Annotated in this window: 15 protein-coding genes and 4 tRNA genes; 7 read left to right on the top strand and 12 right to left on the bottom strand. The window is 49.1% G+C overall.

Going from position 1 to position 19,678, the window contains the following annotated elements; genetic code table 11:
* Positions 1–63 precede the first annotated feature (63 nt).
* The 4 genes from aroC to EIZ48_RS15695 all read right to left on the bottom strand — a co-directional run bounded on the left by aroC (position 64) and on the right by EIZ48_RS15695 (position 6,881).
* Positions 64–1,149 carry a chorismate synthase gene (aroC, locus tag EIZ48_RS15710; RefSeq protein WP_160653256.1) on the bottom strand — a complete coding sequence of 362 codons (1,086 nt, stop codon included), beginning with the start codon at positions 1,147–1,149 and terminating at the stop codon, positions 64–66.
* Positions 1,150–1,372: 223 nt separating this feature from the next.
* Entirely contained in the window at positions 1,373–2,488 is a 1,116-nt protein-coding gene (gene rluF, locus EIZ48_RS15705) for a 23S rRNA pseudouridine(2604) synthase RluF (RefSeq protein WP_160653253.1), read from the bottom strand.
* 170 nt (positions 2,489–2,658) lie between these two features.
* Positions 2,659–5,796 (bottom strand): multidrug efflux RND transporter permease subunit, encoded by a 3,138-nt coding sequence (locus EIZ48_RS15700; protein WP_160653250.1) that lies wholly within the window; start codon positions 5,794–5,796, stop codon positions 2,659–2,661.
* Positions 5,796–6,881, bottom strand: coding sequence for an efflux RND transporter periplasmic adaptor subunit (locus EIZ48_RS15695; RefSeq protein ID WP_160653247.1), 1,086 nt, complete (start codon positions 6,879–6,881; stop codon positions 5,796–5,798). The genes EIZ48_RS15700 and EIZ48_RS15695 overlap by 1 nt, the downstream gene beginning before the upstream one ends.
* A 236-nt stretch (positions 6,882–7,117) precedes the next feature.
* Here EIZ48_RS15695 and EIZ48_RS15690 point away from each other — a divergent pair.
* The 5 genes from EIZ48_RS15690 (at position 7,118) to EIZ48_RS15670 (ending at position 9,614) form a co-directional block, all read left to right on the top strand.
* A tRNA-Tyr gene (locus EIZ48_RS15690) sits at positions 7,118–7,202 on the top strand.
* Between the two features lie 91 nt (positions 7,203–7,293).
* A tRNA-Tyr gene (locus tag EIZ48_RS15685) sits at positions 7,294–7,378 on the top strand.
* Between the two features lie 79 nt (positions 7,379–7,457).
* A tRNA-Tyr gene (locus tag EIZ48_RS15680) sits at positions 7,458–7,542 on the top strand.
* Positions 7,543–7,622: 80 nt separating this feature from the next.
* A tRNA-Tyr gene (locus tag EIZ48_RS15675) sits at positions 7,623–7,707 on the top strand.
* A gap of 176 nt (positions 7,708–7,883) precedes the next feature.
* Positions 7,884–9,614 carry a response regulator gene (locus tag EIZ48_RS15670; protein WP_160653245.1) on the top strand — a complete coding sequence of 577 codons (1,731 nt, stop codon included), beginning with the start codon at positions 7,884–7,886 and terminating at the stop codon, positions 9,612–9,614.
* Positions 9,615–9,637: 23 nt separating this feature from the next.
* Here EIZ48_RS15670 and EIZ48_RS15665 read toward each other — a convergent pair whose 3' ends face one another.
* The 3 genes from EIZ48_RS15665 to EIZ48_RS15655 all read right to left on the bottom strand — a co-directional run bounded on the left by EIZ48_RS15665 (position 9,638) and on the right by EIZ48_RS15655 (position 12,945).
* Positions 9,638–10,600: a glutathione S-transferase family protein gene (locus EIZ48_RS15665; protein WP_160653242.1), complete on the bottom strand. Its 963-nt coding sequence runs from the start codon at positions 10,598–10,600 to the stop codon at positions 9,638–9,640.
* Positions 10,601–10,711: 111 nt separating this feature from the next.
* Positions 10,712–11,803 carry a type III PLP-dependent enzyme domain-containing protein gene (locus EIZ48_RS15660; protein ID WP_160653237.1) on the bottom strand — a complete coding sequence of 364 codons (1,092 nt, stop codon included), beginning with the start codon at positions 11,801–11,803 and terminating at the stop codon, positions 10,712–10,714.
* Positions 11,804–12,030: 227 nt separating this feature from the next.
* Positions 12,031–12,945: a LysR family transcriptional regulator gene (locus tag EIZ48_RS15655; protein ID WP_160653234.1), complete on the bottom strand. Its 915-nt coding sequence runs from the start codon at positions 12,943–12,945 to the stop codon at positions 12,031–12,033.
* Positions 12,946–13,157: 212 nt separating this feature from the next.
* Here EIZ48_RS15655 and xthA point away from each other — a divergent pair, with 212 nt between their 5' ends.
* On the top strand, positions 13,158–13,964 hold the full coding sequence (gene xthA / locus EIZ48_RS15650) for an exodeoxyribonuclease III (RefSeq protein WP_160653232.1): 807 nt from the start codon (positions 13,158–13,160) through the stop codon (positions 13,962–13,964).
* Positions 13,965–14,057: 93 nt separating this feature from the next.
* On the opposite strand, the gene EIZ48_RS15645 is transcribed toward xthA, so the two are convergent.
* From EIZ48_RS15645 to EIZ48_RS15630, 4 genes are all read right to left on the bottom strand, one after another.
* Positions 14,058–14,735, bottom strand: a complete 678-nt coding sequence (locus EIZ48_RS15645) for an ABC transporter permease (protein WP_160653229.1) — start codon at positions 14,733–14,735, stop codon at positions 14,058–14,060.
* A 3-nt stretch (positions 14,736–14,738) separates the two neighbouring features.
* Positions 14,739–15,479, bottom strand: coding sequence for an ABC transporter permease (locus EIZ48_RS15640; RefSeq protein ID WP_075763172.1), 741 nt, complete (start codon positions 15,477–15,479; stop codon positions 14,739–14,741).
* Between the two features lie 99 nt (positions 15,480–15,578).
* Entirely contained in the window at positions 15,579–16,355 is a 777-nt protein-coding gene (locus EIZ48_RS15635) for an ABC transporter substrate-binding protein (RefSeq protein WP_160653227.1), read from the bottom strand.
* An 82-nt stretch (positions 16,356–16,437) separates the two neighbouring features.
* A complete protein-coding gene (locus EIZ48_RS15630) occupies positions 16,438–17,208 on the bottom strand; it encodes an ABC transporter ATP-binding protein (protein WP_075763174.1) in 771 nt (256 codons plus the stop codon).
* A 404-nt stretch (positions 17,209–17,612) separates the two neighbouring features.
* Between EIZ48_RS15630 and EIZ48_RS15625 the strand changes: the two genes are divergently transcribed.
* Positions 17,613–19,220 (top strand): ABC transporter substrate-binding protein, encoded by a 1,608-nt coding sequence (locus EIZ48_RS15625; RefSeq protein WP_240152986.1) that lies wholly within the window; start codon positions 17,613–17,615, stop codon positions 19,218–19,220.
* A 13-nt stretch (positions 19,221–19,233) separates the two neighbouring features.
* On the opposite strand, the gene EIZ48_RS15620 is transcribed toward EIZ48_RS15625, so the two are convergent.
* A complete protein-coding gene (locus EIZ48_RS15620; RefSeq protein WP_160653221.1) occupies positions 19,234–19,542 on the bottom strand; it encodes an ArsR/SmtB family transcription factor in 309 nt (102 codons plus the stop codon).
* Positions 19,543–19,678 lie beyond the last annotated feature (136 nt).

Raw genomic sequence — 19,678 nt, 5'->3', positions numbered from 1 at the left:
GCAGGCAAACAAAAAGCGAGAGGCTCAACACCTCTCGCTTTTTTGATTCCAAATCGATAATGATCAGATTTTCGGTGTTTCTGTCACCACATCGGCATTCTGACCGCGATGGCGCAACAGGTGATCCATTAAGGTGATCGCCAGCATTGCCTCGGCAATCGGTACCGCGCGGATACCCACACACGGATCATGGCGGCCTTTGGTGATCACTTCCGTACTTTCGCCCTGGCGATTGATCGTTTCACCCGGCACAGTAATACTCGATGTCGGCTTCAGGGCAATATGCGCGACCACATCCTGACCCGATGAGATACCACCCAAAATACCGCCAGCATGGTTGGTCTTGAAACCCTCCGGCGTCATCGCATCACGATGCTCGCTGCCGCGCTGCTCAACCACGTCAAAACCATCACCAATCTCAACCCCTTTCACCGCATTGATACTCATAAGCGAGTGGGCAATGTCGGCATCAAGGCGATCAAAAACAGGCTCACCCAGGCCCACAGGGACATTGCAGGCAACCACTGTCAGCTTGGCGCCGATGGAGTCGCCTTCTTTCTTCAGTTTGCGGATCAGCTCGTCAAAGGCCTCGACCTTGTCGGCATCCGGACAGAAAAACGCATTCTGCTCAATCTGATCCCAGTCAACCTTATCAATGGTGACATCACCCATCTGAGAAAGATAAGCACGCACTTCAATACCATGCACTTGTTTCAGGTACTTCTTGGCCACAGCGCCAGCGGCTACACGCATCGCCGTTTCGCGGGCTGATGAGCGACCACCGCCACGGTAGTCACGGACACCGTACTTCTGGTGGTATGTGTAGTCGGCGTGTCCCGGGCGGAACTTATCCTTGATGTTGGAGTAATCTTTCGAACGCTGATCGGTGTTCTCGATCAGCAAACCAATCGAGGTACCGGTAGTCTGACCTTCAAAGACGCCAGACAGAATCTTTACTTCATCGGGTTCGCGACGCTGGGTTGTGTACTTGGAAGTGCCCGGACGGCGTCGGTCCAGATCATGCTGCATATCCGCTTCAGTCAGTGCCAGTCCCGGGGGACAGCCATCAATAATGCAGCCCAGTGCCAGGCCATGGCTTTCACCAAAGGTAGTGACGCGAAAAAGTTGTCCTATCGTATTGCCTGCCATTACTTCCTCTGTTCTTTTCGATGCTTCAGATATACCCGAGCAACATTTATCTTGCTGGTATGTTCATAGTTGTGTCTTTGTTAATGAGTACATAGTGCAAATTAGTCGCAGGGAATGCAAGAGGGGAAATACGCTTACTTACCGGCAATTAAAATATTGAGGGGAAATGAGGTGGGAATATAGCGAGAGAAGCCTCTCTCGCTATACAAACAGAAAGGCAGGACTAGACGTCTTTTTTCGACTTCCACTTCTTGATGCCGCTCGAGCCAGAATTTCGGTCACGAGAGAAGTCGTTGTCACGGCTTGGTCTGCCGCCGCCTGATTTACCTTGGCCTGACTTATTGTGGCTAGGCTTGTTGCCACGCCCCGGACGAGAGCCCCGGCGGTCGTCTGAGCGTGAATCCTCTTGCTCGCCTGAACGGCGCTTGCGGTTAAACTCGCCTTTGCCCTTGTAAGTTTTGTACTGGATCTTGCCGCCATTACGCTCTGCTGCATCTTGCTGACGACTGTCAAACAGCTTGGCATCCGTCGCTTTTTTGATGGACTTGCCTTTACCGTCGACCTGCGAGGCTTCCTCAGTACCGCAGGAATCAGAAATCAGGCTATGGATTTCAGCAATTTCTGCATCTGTCAGGTAACGCCATTTCCCATTCGGCAGCCCGTCAATGCTGATATTCATAATACGAACACGGCGCAACTTGAACACGTCATAACCCAGTGCTTCACACATACGGCGGATCTGGCGGTTCAGCCCCTGGGTCAGCACAATTCGGAACGAATAGGTCGTTTCCTTGGTGACTTTACATGGCAAGGTGACAGTGTCGAGGATTGCGACACCCGAGGCCATCTTGTCGATAAATTCCTGGGTGATCGGCTTGTCTACCCGCACCACATACTCTTTCTCGTGCGAGTTACCCGCACGCAAGATTTTATTGACGATGTCGCCGTCGTTGGTCAGGAAAATCAGACCGTCTGATGGCTTATCGAGGCGACCAATCGGGAAGATACGCTTACGGTGGCCAATAAAATCGACAATATTATCTTTTATATGACGCTCGGTAGTACAGGTTATGCCTGTCGGCTTGTTAAGCGCAATATAAATTGGCTTTTCTTTGGCACGCAAAGGCCGGTCATCGACCAGTACTTCGTCGCCCGGTTGTACTTTCATGCCCATTTCCGGCTCTTGGCCATTGATGGTCACTCGGCCTTGATCAATAAGCTTGTCCGCCTCACGGCGTGAGCAAAAGCCCGTATCACTGATAAATTTGTTTAAACGTACTGCTTTTGCCTGGTTCTGGTCGGCATTGTCAGTTGAATTCTGAGGCTGATTCTGAGACATGGTGTTCTTCTTTGCTATGCGTTTCACAACGCGATCAAGGTCAGTTAGTTGGCTATACTCCCTAATTCTACCAACCCCGCAGGGTGCTGGAAAAGAAATTATGTTTAATAGCGAAAAAAACCGCCCGGATGGGCGGTTTCGTTTCAGTCAAAGAACAGCGCCAAAAGCTATTAGCTCTCTTTTGCTGTCGGCAGCTCGCCATGATTCGAGCGACCGACATAATCTTGCTGGAGGGCTTTTTCAAGCTGTTCGGCAACATGACCCGGTGATGCAGTTTTCTCCGACATCAAGCGATACATCGCAGGGATCACCAACAGGGTCACAAAGGTGGCAAACGCCATACCGAAGAAGACGACCGTACCCACGGCAATCCGGCTTTCAGCCCCCGCCCCTGTCGATAAGATCAAAGGGACAGAACCAAACAAGGTGGTAAATGCTGTCATCAGGATCGGACGCAATCGGCGCTCCGAGGCATCAATAATCGCCTGCTCGAAGGCCACCCCCTTGTCACGTAGCTGGTTGGCAAACTCGACAATCAGGATACCGTTCTTGGTCACCATCCCAATCAGCATAATCATCCCGATCTGGCTGAAAATATTCAGGCTCTGGTTTAAGATCAACAGCCCCGCCAGACCACCGAAGATCCCCATCGGTACGGTCAGCATCACCACCATCGGATTGATAAAGCTTTCGAACTGGGCAGCCAATACCAAATAGGCCACCAGCAACGCCAGACCAAACACCAGCAGGATGCTGCTCTGGTTTTCACGGAAATCCTTTGATTCTCCGGCATAGTCAATCACGATATCGCTCGGCAGCATTTCCAGTGCCTTGGCATCAAGAAATTCCAGCGCCTCGCCCAGGGTATAACCGGGCACCAGACTCGCTTTCAGGGTGATCGACTTCTGCTTCTGGTTATGGCTCAATTTCTGTGCCGATGCCACTTCTTCAACCTCAGCAACAGACTCCAGAGTGATCAACTGGCCGGAGCGGGCGCGGACATAAATCTGGCTCAGATCTGTTGCATTGTTAAAGCTATTTTCATCACCGCGCAGGTAGACATCGTATTCTTCACCGCGATCAACAAAGGTGGTTTCGGTACGACCGCCCAGCATGATCTCAAGCGTCTCGGCAACCTCAGATACCGGGATACCCAGCTCTGCCGCACGCTGGCGGTTCACGGTAACGACCAGCTCAGGCGTCGTTTCGGCATAGTCCAGATCGGCCCCCTCCATCATCGGACTGGCTTCGGCAATATCCATCAGCTGGCTTGCCCACTGAAACAGCTCATCATAGTCTGCACCGTTAAGGACAAACTGGATCGGCTCGGAAGATCCACCACGAAAGCCCGGCATGAAAGGCCACACACGCACATCCGGGATCCCCTGCAATGCCTTGCGCACCATACCAAGGGCTTCGGTCGCCGAAACGCTGCGATCTTCCCAGTTCTCCAGCGCCATGATCACAAAGCCGGTCTGATCCCCGGCACTACCGCCAAAAGCCGGCGTCTGGATCGACAGAGACTTAATCACGCCCTCACCCACCATCGGCAGCAGTCGGCGCTCAACTTCTTCGACATTGCCAACCATACGGTTATAGCTGGTCCCTTCTGCCCCTTTGACAAAGGCAAAAATCACCCCGCGATCTTCCTGCGGTGCCAGCTGAGAAGGCACCGACTTCATCAGCACAGCGCTCAAACCAATGAAACCCAATACAATCAGAGGAGCAATATATCGGTAGCGCACCGAATATGTCACCACCTGGCGGTATCTCGCCTCCAGCCTGCCGAACATCCCGTCGACCCAACGGTTAAACTTGCCTGGCTTCACGTTGGCCTTCAGCAGCTTGCTGCCCAGCACCGGACTCAGCGTCAGGGCAACCAGAGACGAGAAGATAACCGCAACCGCCAACAATACCGAGAACTCGGTAAACAGCGGGCCGACCATACCGTCCATAAAGGAAATAGGCAGGAAGACCATTACCAACACAACGGTTGTGGCCACCACGGCGAAGCCAACTTCACGTGTTCCTTTGTACGCTGCCAGCAGCGGCGGCTCGCCCTTTTCAATATGGTGATAGATGTTCTCCACCACCACAATGGCGTCATCGACGACGAGTCCGATAGCCAAGATCAGCGCCATCAGCGTCAGCAGGTTGATTGAGAAACCCAAGAAGTAGGCCACCATAAAGGCAGATATCAGTGAGACCGGTACGGTGATCGCAGGGATCAAGGTCGCCCTTGCCTGCCCGATGAAGATATAGAGTACCAATACCACCAACATACCGGTGACAAACAGGGTGCTATAAACTTCGCTGATCGAACGGTCGATAAACACCGTGGAATCGTAATCGACATACAGCGAGGTCCCTTCGGGGATAAAGCGTTGCATCCGCTCAACTTCGGCATGAACATCAGCAGCCACATTCAGCGGGTTGGCATCTGTCATGGTAACCATGCCTAAACTGAGGTTAGAGACACCGTTATTTTTGAACGTCGCGTTCTCGTTCTGGGCACCAATCGACACCTTGGCGACATCTTTAAGATAAATCGGCGTTCCATCATCGGACGTACGAACAACCAGGTAGGCAAAGTCATCAGGCGTCCGGTACAGGCGCGCGGTCCGTACCGACATGGTTGTCGTATCATTACGTACCTCCCCGCCCGGCAGTTCGACATTCTCGCTATTAAGGGCACTGACGATATCTTTGGTTGTCACCCCGCGACCGGCCATCTGCTCCGGCATCAGCTTTACATACATAACCCGATACAGGGCACCGCTTAGCTGCACCGAGCTGACACCGTTGATGAGGCTAAAGCGGTCCATCAGCACCCGCTCGGCATAGTCTGTTAGCTGGGTCCGATCCATGATGCTAGAGGTCAGGTTGATATACAGCGCCGGTTCATCGGAACCATTGTCTTTCGATACCACAGGATCGTCGGCTTCATCCGGCAAACTTCGCTGTGCCCGTGAAACCGCATCACGAACATCACTGACGCCTTCGGTCAGGTTCCAGCCCATCTCGAACTCAATCTTGATCCGCGAGATACCGTTACGGGTCGTTGACGTAATACTGTCAATCCCGCTGATCCCCGACAGCTGATCTTCCAGTACCGTGGTGATCCGGCTTTCCATAATGGTTGCCGAGGCCCCTTCATAGCGCGTCGAGATACTGACCACGGGGTTTTCAACATCCGGCATTTCCCGAACCGATAGCTTGGTAAAAGAAACAATACCGAAGACACACAGCAACAAACTTAAAACAATAGCGACAACCGGACGCTTAACCGAGACATCTGATAACCACATTAGGCACTGTCTCCTGATTTAAGCGGCTTCTTTGCGGTTAAATCATTGACCTTGGAGCCGTCACGCATGTTAACCAACCCCTGGACAACAATACGATCGCCAATATTAATGCCGGACTCAATCACAACCTCGTTCTCGACACGGGCCCCGAGGGTTACCTCGGTGCGGCGGGCGATATTTTGCTCGTCCACCAGGTAGACAAAGCGCTTGGTACCGGAATACTCCAGTGCCTGTACCGGAATAATGGCCGCATCATGTGGTGTGAAACCAATGTTTGCCGCCATCAGCATGCCCGGCTTTAACTTGTTGTCAGCATTGTCAATATTTACCCGCACCTTGATATTGAGCGAGTCTGCCTGCACCCGGGAATCGATAGCTTGGATCTCTCCCATAAACTCACGTCCGGGCCATGCCTGACTGGTGGCCGTGACTGACATTCCCTCACTCATAAAGGAGAGGTACTGCTCGGGTACCTGGATATCGAGACGCATCGAAGATAGATCATCAAGAGAAAATAGCTCGCTGCCAACCGTCAACATGTGGCCCGGGCTGATATCAATCAGTCCGACGGTACCGGCGAAAGGGGCGTGAATGGCATGATCATCAAGTTCGGCTTTCGCCGCTTTCAGTCTGGCATCGGCAATATTAACACTAGCCTGCTGGGCATCGATTTCAGTTTGGGTAATGGCGCCACGCTTCACCAGACTTTTGAACTCATTTAATTTACGCTTTTCATCATTCAAATATGCCAATGCCTCTTCGTAAGCCGCCCGCGCCTTGGCATCATCAAGCTGAACCAGCAAATCGCCCTTGGTCACCTTATTATTGACACCAACCACAATACTATCGACCTTAGCCGCAACCTGAGTAGCAACATTTACCGAGCGCTGAGCTTCCAATTTACCGATCAATGACAGCGACTGGGCAACCGGATGAGAAGATACCTCCCCGGTTGTCACCGGGATAAACCTGCCCGCCCCCGGGGCGGCTTTTTTCTCTGCCGCATGAGACTCGCCCTGAAAATACAAAAAACCACCACCGGACAGAGCAGCGGTAACCAATGCTGCTACGAGGATTTTTTTCATGATAAAAAACGCCTAAAGAAAACTGGTTGAATAATATCGAAACCAGAGCGCAAACGGGGTAAAGAAATGTAAAGTTACGCAATAATACGTTCATTAGTCCGGAACCTGATACGAACAAATCGGCGGTAATGTCCTGACAAGCAACAATATGATGAAAATTACAGCAGGCAGACAGAATTTCGCAGGAAAAGGGTTTACAGCAACGTAATGTTTGATATTATCCGCTCCGCACTTGTGGAGGGGTTCCCGAGTGGCCAAAGGGATCAGACTGTAAATCTGACGGCTCTGCCTTCGATGGTTCGAATCCATCTCCCTCCACCATTATTCTTGAAAGCTGTTCCTTATTTGTTGTAAGGTACATCTTTCCGGCCTAAACAAGCTTTGATGGCTTGTTGCCAAAGCAACACCCCGTGGAGGGGTTCCCGAGTGGCCAAAGGGATCAGACTGTAAATCTGACGGCTCCGCCTTCGATGGTTCGAATCCATCTCCCTCCACCATTATTTTGAAAATTGTCTACCTCGTTAGAGTGGCCGGCAGTTTTCTGGCTTTGAAAGCCAACAACTAGCAACACCCCGTGGAGGGGTTCCCGAGTGGCCAAAGGGATCAGACTGTAAATCTGACGGCTCCGCCTTCGATGGTTCGAATCCATCTCCCTCCACCATYATTYTGAAAATTGTTTASCTCAWTAGAGTGGCCGACAGTTTTMTGGCTTTGAAAGCCGACAATTTAGCAACACCCCGTGGAGGGGTTCCCGAGTGGCCAAAGGGATCAGACTGTAAATCTGACGGCTCCGCCTTCGATGGTTCGAATCCATCTCCCTCCACCATCATTTATAAGCCAGTTGCGCAAGCAACTGGCTTTTTTTGTGCTGTTTTTTTGTTCTTACTAACTCAAAAAAAGACTACCATTTAAGAAGAATCTCTTTTTTGAGACTATACCGATTCCACAAATCACGCTAAGGTAAAACCAAGTGCATATTTAGTGCTAACGCGGGGGTGCGTAATGGCCCAGATCCTGAGCAGCAATTCTCAGTCAATGGATATTGACTTCAGTAAGTTAAGAGTACTGATTATTGATGATCAGCGAACAGCTGCGGCCATGTTAAAAAGCCTGCTGAACAACCTTGGCCTCCGCAATATCGACGTATCGCTCACCCATCAACAAGCTGTCGAAAGCTGTAAAAAGCATCATTACGATCTGCTGCTGACCGACTACCACCTTGACGCCACCCTCAACGGCTTTGAACTGCTTTGTCTGCTGAGAAAACGTAAATATATCTCGGCTGATTGCGGCATCATAATGATCTCCGGCGATGCCTCTACCGAGGTGATCCTGACCTCGATGGCGGTTGAGCCCGACAGCTTTATGACCAAGCCCGTTACCCTGTCAGGACTCAAGAAAAAACTAGCTGAAGTGCGTACAGCCTGCATCGAGCGCAAACCGATTTACGAAGCGCTGGAGGAACAAGGGCTCAATACAGCCATTGAGCTGTGCAAAAAACAGTTGAGAGAACAGGGACATAACCACCGAATTGAAGCTTTATTACTGGATTTGCTGATTGAATCCGGGCAATGGGAACAGGCCGAGCAGATTACCACTATTTTAAAACGAAAAAATCCCACCCATCAGATAAGTCTGATTGAAGCTCGCCTTCTTCACCATAAGGGCATGCTGGCCGATGCTATTGCGGTACTTGAGCAGCTTATCAAACGTTCGCCGCTTATTATGGATGCCTACGACTGCCTGTCTCATTATCAGGAAGAGAGCCAACACTATTACGAAGCGCTCACAACAGCCGAAACCGCCTTAAGCTTCACTCCGAGCATCAGCCACCGGGCACTGAGAGTTGCCCAACTGGCCGCAGATCTGAATAACACAGAGAACCTTGTTACTGCAGGAAAGACACTTGCCTCACGGCTACCTATTATTGATATCGGCTGGATCATTCGCTTTGCCGAATTTACCGCGATTTTTGAACAACTGTACTTTGCTCAATCATCAAGTAAAAGCCGCAGGCTTCTTCGACAGGAACTGAAAGCGATCCACCATCGTGCCCATTCAAGGCTGCTGCCGATTCAGCAACCCTTCCTGGATTGCTTTGGTCATATTACGCTTGCCAGGCTCTACCTGGCTCAAGATCAGCCCCTCAAGGCCAAGCGGCGGCTCCTACTCGGTTTGTCGACCTACTTCGACTCTATTACCAAGCTGCCCTCGGTGATTCTGGCCGATGTGCTGCCTGCCTTGGTTCACCTTGGCGAAACAAAGCTGATTGGCGAGATAAACCGAGCCTTGAAACTACGCGATCAGTTTGATGGCCATAGCCAAAACCGCCTTGATGCCCTGAGAAGTAATGAAGCACTGATACAGTCAGTGAGAAATCTCGAAAGTACCCTCGCCCATTGCTATCAGCTGTTTGATATTCATCAGGCAGACCAGGCCCTAATTCTCTACGAACACATTCTCATTGATTACCCCTACTGCAGTGAAGCACACATAGGACGGTTGCAGTGTCTGTATCTTCTGAAGCAATTTAACGAGGACAAGGTTCGGCAAAGCCTGCAAGCCGTTTCCGCCATGCCATTACCGGATGATCTGACACAATGGCGCGATAGTGTGCTGAGTCTGATGAGTGAACCGCAACAACCCCCTCGCCAGATGCGGCTTGCACTAACTTACAGGAAGAGAGTCAGCCACTACCTACCCGCCAGTAGCCAGACGCCACTTGCCAGTTAGTCCGGCACGAGAGTACAACTAAATTACAGTCGATCACGACCGTGAGAAGACAACAAGTCCAACTCCGGTCCTAGCGGAACAACGCCAGTCGGATTGATCATGGTATGACTGAAATAGTAATGACGCTTGATGTGGTGAAAATCGACCGTTTCTGCCACTTCTGAATATTGATATAGCTCTTTGAGATAACCTTGAATATTCGGGTAATCAGCAATCCGCTTGAGGTTACATTTAAAGTGGCCAACATAGACGGCATCAAACCTGACCAAGGTTGTAAACAGGCGCCAGTCCGCTTCTGTCAATGTATCACCGGCAAGGTAGCGACTCCCTGCCAGGTGATTTTCAACCTTATCTAATGCTGCAAACAGTTCTGCAAATGCTGCCTCATAGGCTTCCTGCGTGGTCGCAAAGCCGCAGCGATACACACCGTTGTTGATGGCTGGATAGATATATTCATTCCACTCATTGATATCCGCCTGCAATGCCTGCGGATAATAATCATCATGATTGCCAGTAATGCCATTGAACGCCGAGTTAAACATCCGGATGATTTCTGACGACTCATTGCTGACAATGATCTGGGTTTGTTTGTCCCATAATACGGGAACCGTTACCCGGCCAGTGTAATCCGACTTGGCTTTGGTATAGAGCTGGTGCATATATTGAAAACCATACAACGGCTCGGGCTCACTAAACACCCAACCTTGCTCACCCATATCAGGACTCACCACCGTCACATCGATATGTGGCTCCAATCCTTTAAGATGACGGAAAATCAAGGTTCGGTGCGCCCAGGGGCAGGCCAGTGACACATAAAGGTGGTAGCGTCCGGATTCAGCCTTAAAGCCCTGTTGCCCTTCAGGGCCACTGTTACCATCAGCCGTTAGCCAATGGCGAAAGCCTGCATCTTCGCGCACAAACTCACCGTCACTCGACTTGGTGTCATACCAAACATCCTGCCACACTCCGTTTACCAGCTTACCCATCACAACCACCTCATATCGATTAATTGGCTTTGAGTATAAGCGCTTCTTTACTGAAGATCGGCATCAAGGATTTGATGATATTGTTCGAAGTTTCTGAATAAACGGTCGTGGCTAGCCACGGAGCAAACACCAGTAGTGTTTAGAAACCGCTTCCGAGGCCATGCATTGCAATACACCATAATATGAAAGATGAAATTGCAGGGGCTCACCTATTTGATAGCAGGTATTGGCATCAGTGATATCAAGAATCAACACCTTATCCGTAGCCCCGATAATCATAATGCCATCATCAGCAGGCGTTAGCTGTCGAACATCAACATCTCGCTTCCCGATAGCACACAGGGCTCTTAACCTGAGTCCGCGATCGTTGAACGGCAGCTCGTGATTGGGCTGCTCTGCATGAATGGAGTACATATACACAGAAGACTTTTCTTTTATCTCAACGATTTCTGCCTCAAGGCTGATTGCGGACTGGGGCATATCAGGGATTAAGGTCGTCTTTAAACCGAGCCCCATGATTAAAGCACTCCCCATACGTAACTGAGTCAGGCTGGGCAGGCTATTTTTTTCAGGCACCCTGAGTACAACGCCTGCAATGTCGGCCCCCGGTAAGCTCTCGACACTATGACTGCTTGCACAGTCAGCAGAGCAAATCGAATAAGCCGAATAGTCGGTTGCGTAACCCGCTCCCGCCGCGCCCCCTTCATAGTCTTCATAGCACGCCAACTGGCTGCAGATTCCGCCAAACGTCAGGCCCGGTAGCCTCAACACTTGCTCGACCAGTATTTCCGTACCGAAGCCATTAGCCGGAGTATCAGGCAAACTGTCGAAATTATGAACAAGAATAACCTCATGACTCTTGTTGGCCGCGACCGCCGCTCTCGACAAAGCCTCAAGTACTACACCGTTGGTATGCAAAGAAATATCTGCATACTCAACAACATCCTCAACATCCGACAACAACACTCTTCGTAGCAGCATTTTTCGCAAAGGAAGATCGGCGATCTTCATCAGGTTTTGTAGCTGTGTATCCCCAATCGTTTGAATACCGCCCAGTATCATCGCTCGGGCGATCGACTCCGTACCTGCTATTAACTTGGAAATTCCAACAGGAATAACCCCTTTATCGCAGCAAAGACGCCCCAATATCCGGGCATTATCTTCAATTACACGAAGGTCGAACGATAAAGAAGGGTGTTGCATAGGTGGAGCCTCAAAATAACCACATCGAAGAGGGCGTAGTTATATCTATTTAGCTCCAAGATTAAATAGCTATTTTATTATATTCACTTGGCTTTTTAATAAAGTAAGGGAAAGAGGCCAAAAACAAGACATTACTATTATATATACCTTATTAAAAATACAACCAGTTTAATATTATCACCACAAAATATTAAGCCAACAATAACACTTGTTACTGCTAATGTTAATTAACTGTCGGTATTAACACCATGAGCCTCTTTGATAGCAGAAACCAAGGCTTTCGCTGCACAGGACAAATCTTGCTGCTCATTTATCGTCAAATAAAAATTCGGCTTATATTCCAATTCGGCAGTTATCGGTATTTTTACCATTTTCTGACGTTCTAACCATATTTGAGCATAATGCTCTGGAAGATAACCAATGAAATGACCAGAGAGAATCATATGTGCTGTTGCTTCCATGTTCGTCGTTTTCGATTTATACGCCTGCTCTTTAATATGATTCAGCGGTGTTACCGGGTGGGCCAAACCACGGTCAACAACAGGGTATGCCAGGATATCATCAGCTGTCACTGTCCGCCCCAAACTCAGGATAGGATGCGAAGGGGTACAATATAAATACTGTTGCTCATTAAAAATATAAATATATTTTAGGCCACTTTTAAACACTTCTGGTGATGTAATACCAGCGTCAAACTTACTGTCTAACAAGTTAGTTTCGATCATTGCCGTATCAAATATATGGGTATTGATATTTACTTTTGAATATCTTTTACAAAACTCACTGATCGCAGTCTGAATGTGACAATGGTTATTTGTGGCCAGGTTATCGGTTAAACCTATCTGGATATTTCCACTCGATATATTGCGTATATCATTAATTTCACATTGAAAATCATTGATATGTTCAAACAGTTTCCTACTGGTTTCATAAACCTTTAAGCCATCTGCCGTTAAATTAAACCCCCCTCTTCCACGTTGGCATAGTGTCATTCCCAACCGCGTTTCCAAATCACTCATTTTTTTACTTATGCTAGATTGGTGCATATTTAATTGATATTGAGCTGCAGAAAAACCACCACTATCGGCAATTGCCAAAAACAGCTTTAGCAACCGAATATCGATATCATCTATTGGTTTCATTATTGTTAGGCTTGATAAATAGATGAATGAAAATTATCACACCTGTAAATATATTAAAAGTAAGAACTTGCTTGTCTCAAAACATTTAGTTTCATCTATTTGCCCAATATTAAACCCGTAACCAACAAGAGTTCTTTCACCGCCTCCCCGGTTGTATGGTAATATCCAACGAATGCCAGTTAACAGCCTGATAACCTTTGGGAATAATTAAAATGAAAGTCATCTCATTCAACATCAACGGCCTCCGGGCTCGCCTTCACCAACTTCAGGCTCTGATCGACAAACATCAGCCTGACGTGATCGGCCTTCAGGAAATCAAAGTTCACGACGAAGCCTTTCCGCTCGAGGATGTCGAGGCGATGGGCTACAAAGTCTACCACCACGGCCAAAAGGCGCACTACGGTGTTGCTATGCTTTGCAAACAAGAGCCTGTCGTGGTGAAAAAAGGCTTCCCGACCGATGACGAGGATGCCCAGCGCCGTATGATCATGGCAACCTTCGAGCAGGCCAACGGCAAAAAAGTCACCGTCCTCAATGGCTATTTCCCGCAAGGCGATAACATCAGCCACGAGACTAAGTTTCCGGCCAAAGAAAAATTCTATGCCGACCTGATGGGTTACCTGAACGATCACCACAACAATGAAGAAGAAGTCATTGTTATGGGTGATATCAATATCAGCCCTATCGACCTGGATATCGGTATCGGGCCAGCCAACGCCAAGCGCTGGCTGAAAACAGGAAAATGTTCTTTCCAGCCAGTTGAACGCGAGTGGTTGAAAACACTAATGGACTGGGGTTTTGTCGATACCTTCCGCCAGCTTCATCCTGATGTTGACGACAAGTTCTCGTGGTTTGACTACCGCTCAAAAGGGTTTGTCGATAACCGTGGCCTGCGTATTGATGTGGTACTGGCGACCCCGTCACTGGCAGAGCGCTGTGTCGAGGCAGGGATCGACTATGAGCTGCGCGGGATCGAAAAGCCGTCTGATCATGCGCCAATTTGGTCGACATTCAAGTAACTGCAAGTCCGAGCAATGCAAAAAGCCCAGAGAATCTGGGCTTTCTTTTCTTGCCAGCAAAACTGGCTCTATTCTATACCAGTGCGGTCTCCATCAAGTCAGCGGGCGCAGATGCTTCATCCAGTGACCTTCCAACTTCCTGAAGCCCCAGATAATGATAAATGTCAGCACCATATAGCACAGACCTGCAAACAAGAAAGACTCAAACGGCGCATAGTAGCGTGAGTTGACAATACGAGCAGCCCCGGTCAGATCAACAATGGTTACAATACCGGCGACAGCCGAGCCATGAACCATAAAGATCACTTCGTTACTGTAGGCTGGCAGCGCACGTCGCAAAGAGCTGGGTAGTATCACTCGGCGGAACGCCTGTGGCGTGCTCATGCCATATGCCTTCGCTGCTTCTATCTCCCCCTTTGGCATACTATTGATCGCACCTCGAATGATTTCAGCGGTATAGGCAGCCGTATTAAGAACAAAAGCCACCAGCGCACAGAACCAGGCTTCCTGCCACAGGGTACCCTGTACCACAATCAACTGGCTCAATCCGTAATAGATCAAATACAGCTGGATCAGCAACGGTGTACCACGGAAAAAGTAAATAAACGCCCATGCCGGTCCGTACACGACAGGCAGTTTGCTATTTCTGGCGATCCCAATCGGAATTGCAATGATGAGCCCGACAATCAGGGCAACAAACACCATCCATACCGTGGTATAGAAGCCTTCGAGGTAAAGTGGCCAGCTCTCAATAAGAATACTAAAGTCCATCACTTACCTCGCATGAATACTAAATTTACGCTCTACCCACTTAAGAGCCGTGGTGGAAAAAGAGGTAAAGATAAGAAAAATAACAGCAACCGTCATATAGAAGGTAAATGGCATCTGGGTCGTTCCGGCGGCCAGCGCCCCCTTACGGACCATGTCGTCGAGGCCAATAATTGATACCAGAGCGGTTGTTTTGAGCAATACCAGCCAGTTGTTACCAAATCCCGGCAAGGCATGGCGGATCATCTGCGGCAACAAAATACGGCGGAAAGAAAGGAAACCACTCATGCCATAGGCTTTTCCGGCTTCAAGCTCACCTTTGTCGACCGATAATATTGCCCCACGGAAGGTTTCGGCCATATAGGCGCCGAAGATAAAACCAATTGTCAGGATACCGGCAACAAACGGGCTGATCTCAACATAATCCGGCAGGTAATCCGTCCATTCATGGTTCGGATCCGACGAGGAGAAGTAATTATTGAGCCATTCGTTAATGCTGTACAGACTGTCATTTAGCAGCATCTGACCGCCGAAGAAAATCAGCATCATCAGCACCAGATCAGGGATCCCGCGGATCACCGTGGTATAGACGGTGGCAATAGCCCTTGCCCAGCGATATGGAGAAAGCTTCGCCAAGGCCCCCAGCATACCTAAGATCATCGCCAGTACTAACGATAGCAAAGCTACCTGCAGGGTAATCCATGCCCCTTCGACCAGCGACCATTCATATCCTTTTAAATCTAACAAAAGGTTGCTCCTTTATACTGCAAAGGGAAAAGTAACCAGCGACGAGTAACGAGCATACCGGCTCGAAACTCGCCTCTAGAGACTCATACCTACAACGCTTTACTGACCGTAGACATCGTAAGCGAAGTATTTCGCTGCAATTTCCTGGTAGATGCCTTTTTCACGCAGAGACTTAATCGCCTGATCCAGCTGCTTGGTGAGATCTTTGTCTTGCTTACGCACAGCGATACCGAAGCCATCGCCAAACCACTTAGGGTCGGTCAGTGACGGTCCAATGAACTCATAGCCATCACCACCGCTCTTATTCAGCAGGCCTTCTTCAAGCGCTGAGGCATCGCCAAGAATAGTGGCAATTCGGCCGGCCTTAAGATCCAGGTAAGCATCATCAAAGGAGCCGTAACGTACAATAGAAACAGAACCTCCATAATTGTCTGTCAGATATTTATCGTGAGTTGTTGCACGTTGAACACCCACCTTCACGCCTTTGAGCCCCTCTTTGGTGAACTCAATATCCGTTCCCTTCCTGGCAACAAACTTGTTTGGAATAAGGGCGTATTTGCCAGTGAAGTCAACTTTCTTTTTGCGCTCTTCGGTAATCGACATCGCCGCAATAATGGCGTCGTATTTACGGGCTAGCAGCGAAGGAATGATGCCGTCCCAGTCCTGGGCAACAATCTTACATTTAGCCTGCAGCTCCTTACACAGAGCATTGGCCATATCAACATCAAAGCCTTTCAGCTCACCGCTTGGCTCTGTCCAGCTAAATGGAGGGTAGGCACCTTCGATACCAAAACGTACAACCTTCCAGTCTTTTGCCTGCACCGATGTTGCACCAAGTGCTGATACCATGGCAGCTGCCAAAATCCATTTTTTCATCTTCTACTCCTGTTGTGTTTGCACCTGAACCGGCCTGTCCCCAAACAAGCCGACGCAGTGATAAAAAAACCGAATACTCAGTTTAGTAAATCGAAGAAATAAACTGCTGTAACCTTTCTGATTCAGGGTTGGTAAATAATTTGTCGGGATGCCCCTGTTCTTCTACCAATCCCTGATGCAAGAACATCACCTGGTTGGACACATCGCGGGCAAACGCCATCTCATGGGTGACCACCAGCATTGTTCTGCCCTCTTGTGCCAAATCCTGCATGACACCCAACACTTCGCCCACCAGCTCCGGATCCAGAGCAGATGTCGGCTCATCAAATAGCATGACTTCCGGATCGACTGCCAGCGCCCTTGCTATTGCAGCCCGTTGCTGCTGACCGCCAGATAAATGGCCCGGGTAATAGTTACGTCGTTCGTACAGACCCACTTTCTTCAGCAACTCCTCGGCCTTTTCGATAGCTTCGGCCTTGGGAACCCCCAATACATGAATAGGCGCCTCGATAACATTACCCAGCACTGTCATATGCGACCACAGATTGAAGCCCTGAAAAACCATCGCAAGCCGCGAACGAATTCGCTGAACCTGTTTTTCGTCCACCGGTAAAAACTCTCCCCGGCGATTATTTTTCATTTTTATCAGTTCGCCATTCACCCAGATTTCACCCTGAGTCGGGGTTTCCAATAAATTGATGCAGCGAAGAAATGTACTCTTCCCTGAACCGGAAGAACCAATAATTGAAATAACATCGCCACGGTGAGCCGTCAGCGAAATTCCTTTTAGGACTTCGTTCTGACCAAAAGACTTATGCAGTTCCTTTACATCAAGCGCCACTACATCTGCCATGCGCGCTAACTCCTGTTGCTCCGTGAATCGGGAAATTACGCTCTTTAATGACTCTCATCTGACCGTTTTTTAGCCTTCTGGCACATAAATTCAGTTATAGAGATATAGTCTGTTTTCCGAGCACTTCATCGAAGGTATCACCACGAACCACAATTGGCAACATTTTGTTAACCTAAAAACCTCAGGAATCAACAGTTAAATAGTGTGCATAATTAGTCATTTATCAGCCCGATCAGGAGATTTGATAATAGCCCCAACTTAAGGTAGGTTATTGCGATAAAATCGTCATAACGTAAGTCGGGCCGGGTTGGTATATGTATAGAGCCTATTTTAATCAAGTAACTCACTATAGCATTAGGCTGTTACTCATTGGTTTGATAGTGCTTTCCTGTCAAGCAGGAGTATTGGCCCAAGAGCAAGAAAATCGCAGTGTTCTTACTGTAGTCCCGGCCTACGTCGATCAGATTACTGCCAATTTTAACCCTTTCTCCAAGGCAAGCATGCCTACGACGCATGAGTTTATCTTTGAGCCTCTCATTGTTTTCAATACCCTGCAAAACAATAAGCCGGAATACCGACTTGCTACGGGTTACCAGCTGGACCCTGATCTGAAAGGGATCACTTTTACCCTCAGAGAAAAAATATCCTGGTCAGATGGAAAATCATTCACCGCTGATGATGTTGTTTTTTCATTTTCTCTAGCACAAAAATATCCAGAACTTGATTCACATGGCATAAATCAATGGGTAGAAAGTGTAAAAAAACTTGGCCCGCACGAAGTCTATTTCAAGCTTAATAACCCCAGTGCCCTCGTCGCCTATAATCTGGTGCTATTGCCAATTGTTCCCAAGCATCAGTGGGAGAAGGTTGCCGATCCCGTTACCTATGCCAATACCACACCTGTAGGTACCGGCCCCTATACCCAGATAGAATCACTTAGCGAAGCAGGTTATCTGCAATGCGGCAACCCGTTCTACTGGCAAGCAAAAGCGCGTCACATCGACTGCCTCCGTTATCCCAAGATCACCAATAACGATGACTTTATCGCGCGGATATCAAAGGGGGAGTTCGACTGGGCTGGATCGTTTATTCCTGATATCGAACGTCAGTATGCCTCCTACTCGCCGGACTTTAAGTACTGGCTACCGCCATCCAGCCCTATCAGCCTGCTATTTAACTTCAAGGCCTCGGAGCCGGAAATAAGATCCGTCTTTGAGGAAGTCGATTTCCGCCGGGCGGTATCTATGTCGGTACAACGTCAGCAACTGATCAATATCGCCGCCTTTGGCCAGGGGGTACCCTCAAGATTCGCCTCGGGGATGAGTCAGCGCTTTGAACATTGGGCCGATCCGATTGCGACAGAGAAATACCTGCCCTATATGACATACAACCCGGAACTGGCAAAAGAGCAGCTGTCGTTGTTAGGCATCGAGGATAAGGATGATGACGGCTGGCGGGAGCTGCCATCCGGCAGCGCGCTGGAGCTAACGCTTCTGACGCCAAGAGGCTGGTCTGATTTTAATACCACTGCCCTGCTGCTGGCGGAAATGCTGGAACAGGTTGGATTGAAAATTCGATTGGTCGAGGCCGATTTTAACCACTTCGTCGACCGCCTGACAGATGGCGACTATACCTTGGCCCTGACCAACTTTCCGCAAGGTCCGACCCCGTTCAAGTACTTCGATACGGCGTTCAATAGCCGTTACCAGGCTCCGCAGTACCCGCGCTATGCCATGCATTTCTATAAAAATGCCCGGGTCGATAGCTTGCTGGCACAGTTTCCGACCGTCTCTACCGCCCACCAGCGGCTGGCCATTATTCGCGAGCTCAACGAGATTATTGCCGGCCAGCAAGTAACGGTGCCACTCTACAATACTGTGCAGTTTTATCAGTACAACACACAGCGCTTCACCGGTTGGTTCAACGAAAACAATCCGGTTGCCAGCCCGCTTATCTGGCCACAGACCCCGGAAAGGTTGCTGCATGTTCTCGCCCTGCGGCCAAAATCATAACGCGATTGGACGTTTATTCCTTTTCGTCTCCCGCAGGCTGGCTGCTGCAACACTCATCTTGCAAAAAGCCCACCACCCCATCAAGCATGTCATATTGGGGGATGCAATAAAGGGTTCTGCCGTCGCGTTGTTGCTCTATCAGCCCGGCCGACACCAGCCCTGATATGTGGTGTGATAATGTCGAGCCCGGAATATCCAGCTCTTCTTGCAACTTACCGACAGGCAAACCGTTATAACCTGATTTCACCAAATGCTTATATACCCGCAAACGCGTCGGATGGCCTAGCTCTTTCAAGGCCTTGGCAACAATTTCTAGTTCCATATTCAATTCCGTCAGATTTTATATTTCGATATTATCAGAAATAACAAAGCAGCCCTAGTGTTTGTCTCAATCCGCCATAAAGCAAAAAAGCGAGCCCGACTTAACATCGGACTCGCCTTCTATTACTACTTTCGAC

This window comes from Photobacterium alginatilyticum (assembly GCF_009910675.1).
Taxonomy (GTDB): Bacteria; Pseudomonadota; Gammaproteobacteria; order Enterobacterales; family Vibrionaceae; genus Photobacterium; species Photobacterium alginatilyticum.
Note: the sequence above shows the minus strand (reverse complement) of the source record. Positions and strands in the feature narration are given on the sequence as shown.

Coding starts and splice junctions, on each gene's coding strand:
- aroC (WP_160653256.1), bottom strand. CDS start 1,149: ATGGCAGGCAATACGATAGGACAACTTTTTCGCGTCACTACCTTTGGT.
- rluF (WP_160653253.1), bottom strand. CDS start 2,488: ATGTCTCAGAATCAGCCTCAGAATTCAACTGACAATGCCGACCAGAAC.
- EIZ48_RS15700 (WP_160653250.1), bottom strand. CDS start 5,796: ATGTGGTTATCAGATGTCTCGGTTAAGCGTCCGGTTGTCGCTATTGTT.
- EIZ48_RS15695 (WP_160653247.1), bottom strand. CDS start 6,881: ATGAAAAAAATCCTCGTAGCAGCATTGGTTACCGCTGCTCTGTCCGGT.
- EIZ48_RS15670 (WP_160653245.1), top strand. CDS start 7,884: ATGGCCCAGATCCTGAGCAGCAATTCTCAGTCAATGGATATTGACTTC.
- EIZ48_RS15665 (WP_160653242.1), bottom strand. CDS start 10,600: ATGGGTAAGCTGGTAAACGGAGTGTGGCAGGATGTTTGGTATGACACC.
- EIZ48_RS15660 (WP_160653237.1), bottom strand. CDS start 11,803: ATGCAACACCCTTCTTTATCGTTCGACCTTCGTGTAATTGAAGATAAT.
- EIZ48_RS15655 (WP_160653234.1), bottom strand. CDS start 12,945: ATGAAACCAATAGATGATATCGATATTCGGTTGCTAAAGCTGTTTTTG.
- xthA (WP_160653232.1), top strand. CDS start 13,158: ATGAAAGTCATCTCATTCAACATCAACGGCCTCCGGGCTCGCCTTCAC.
- EIZ48_RS15645 (WP_160653229.1), bottom strand. CDS start 14,735: ATGGACTTTAGTATTCTTATTGAGAGCTGGCCACTTTACCTCGAAGGC.
- EIZ48_RS15635 (WP_160653227.1), bottom strand. CDS start 16,355: ATGAAAAAATGGATTTTGGCAGCTGCCATGGTATCAGCACTTGGTGCA.
- EIZ48_RS15630 (WP_075763174.1), bottom strand. CDS start 17,208: ATGGCAGATGTAGTGGCGCTTGATGTAAAGGAACTGCATAAGTCTTTT.
- EIZ48_RS15620 (WP_160653221.1), bottom strand. CDS start 19,542: ATGGAACTAGAAATTGTTGCCAAGGCCTTGAAAGAGCTAGGCCATCCG.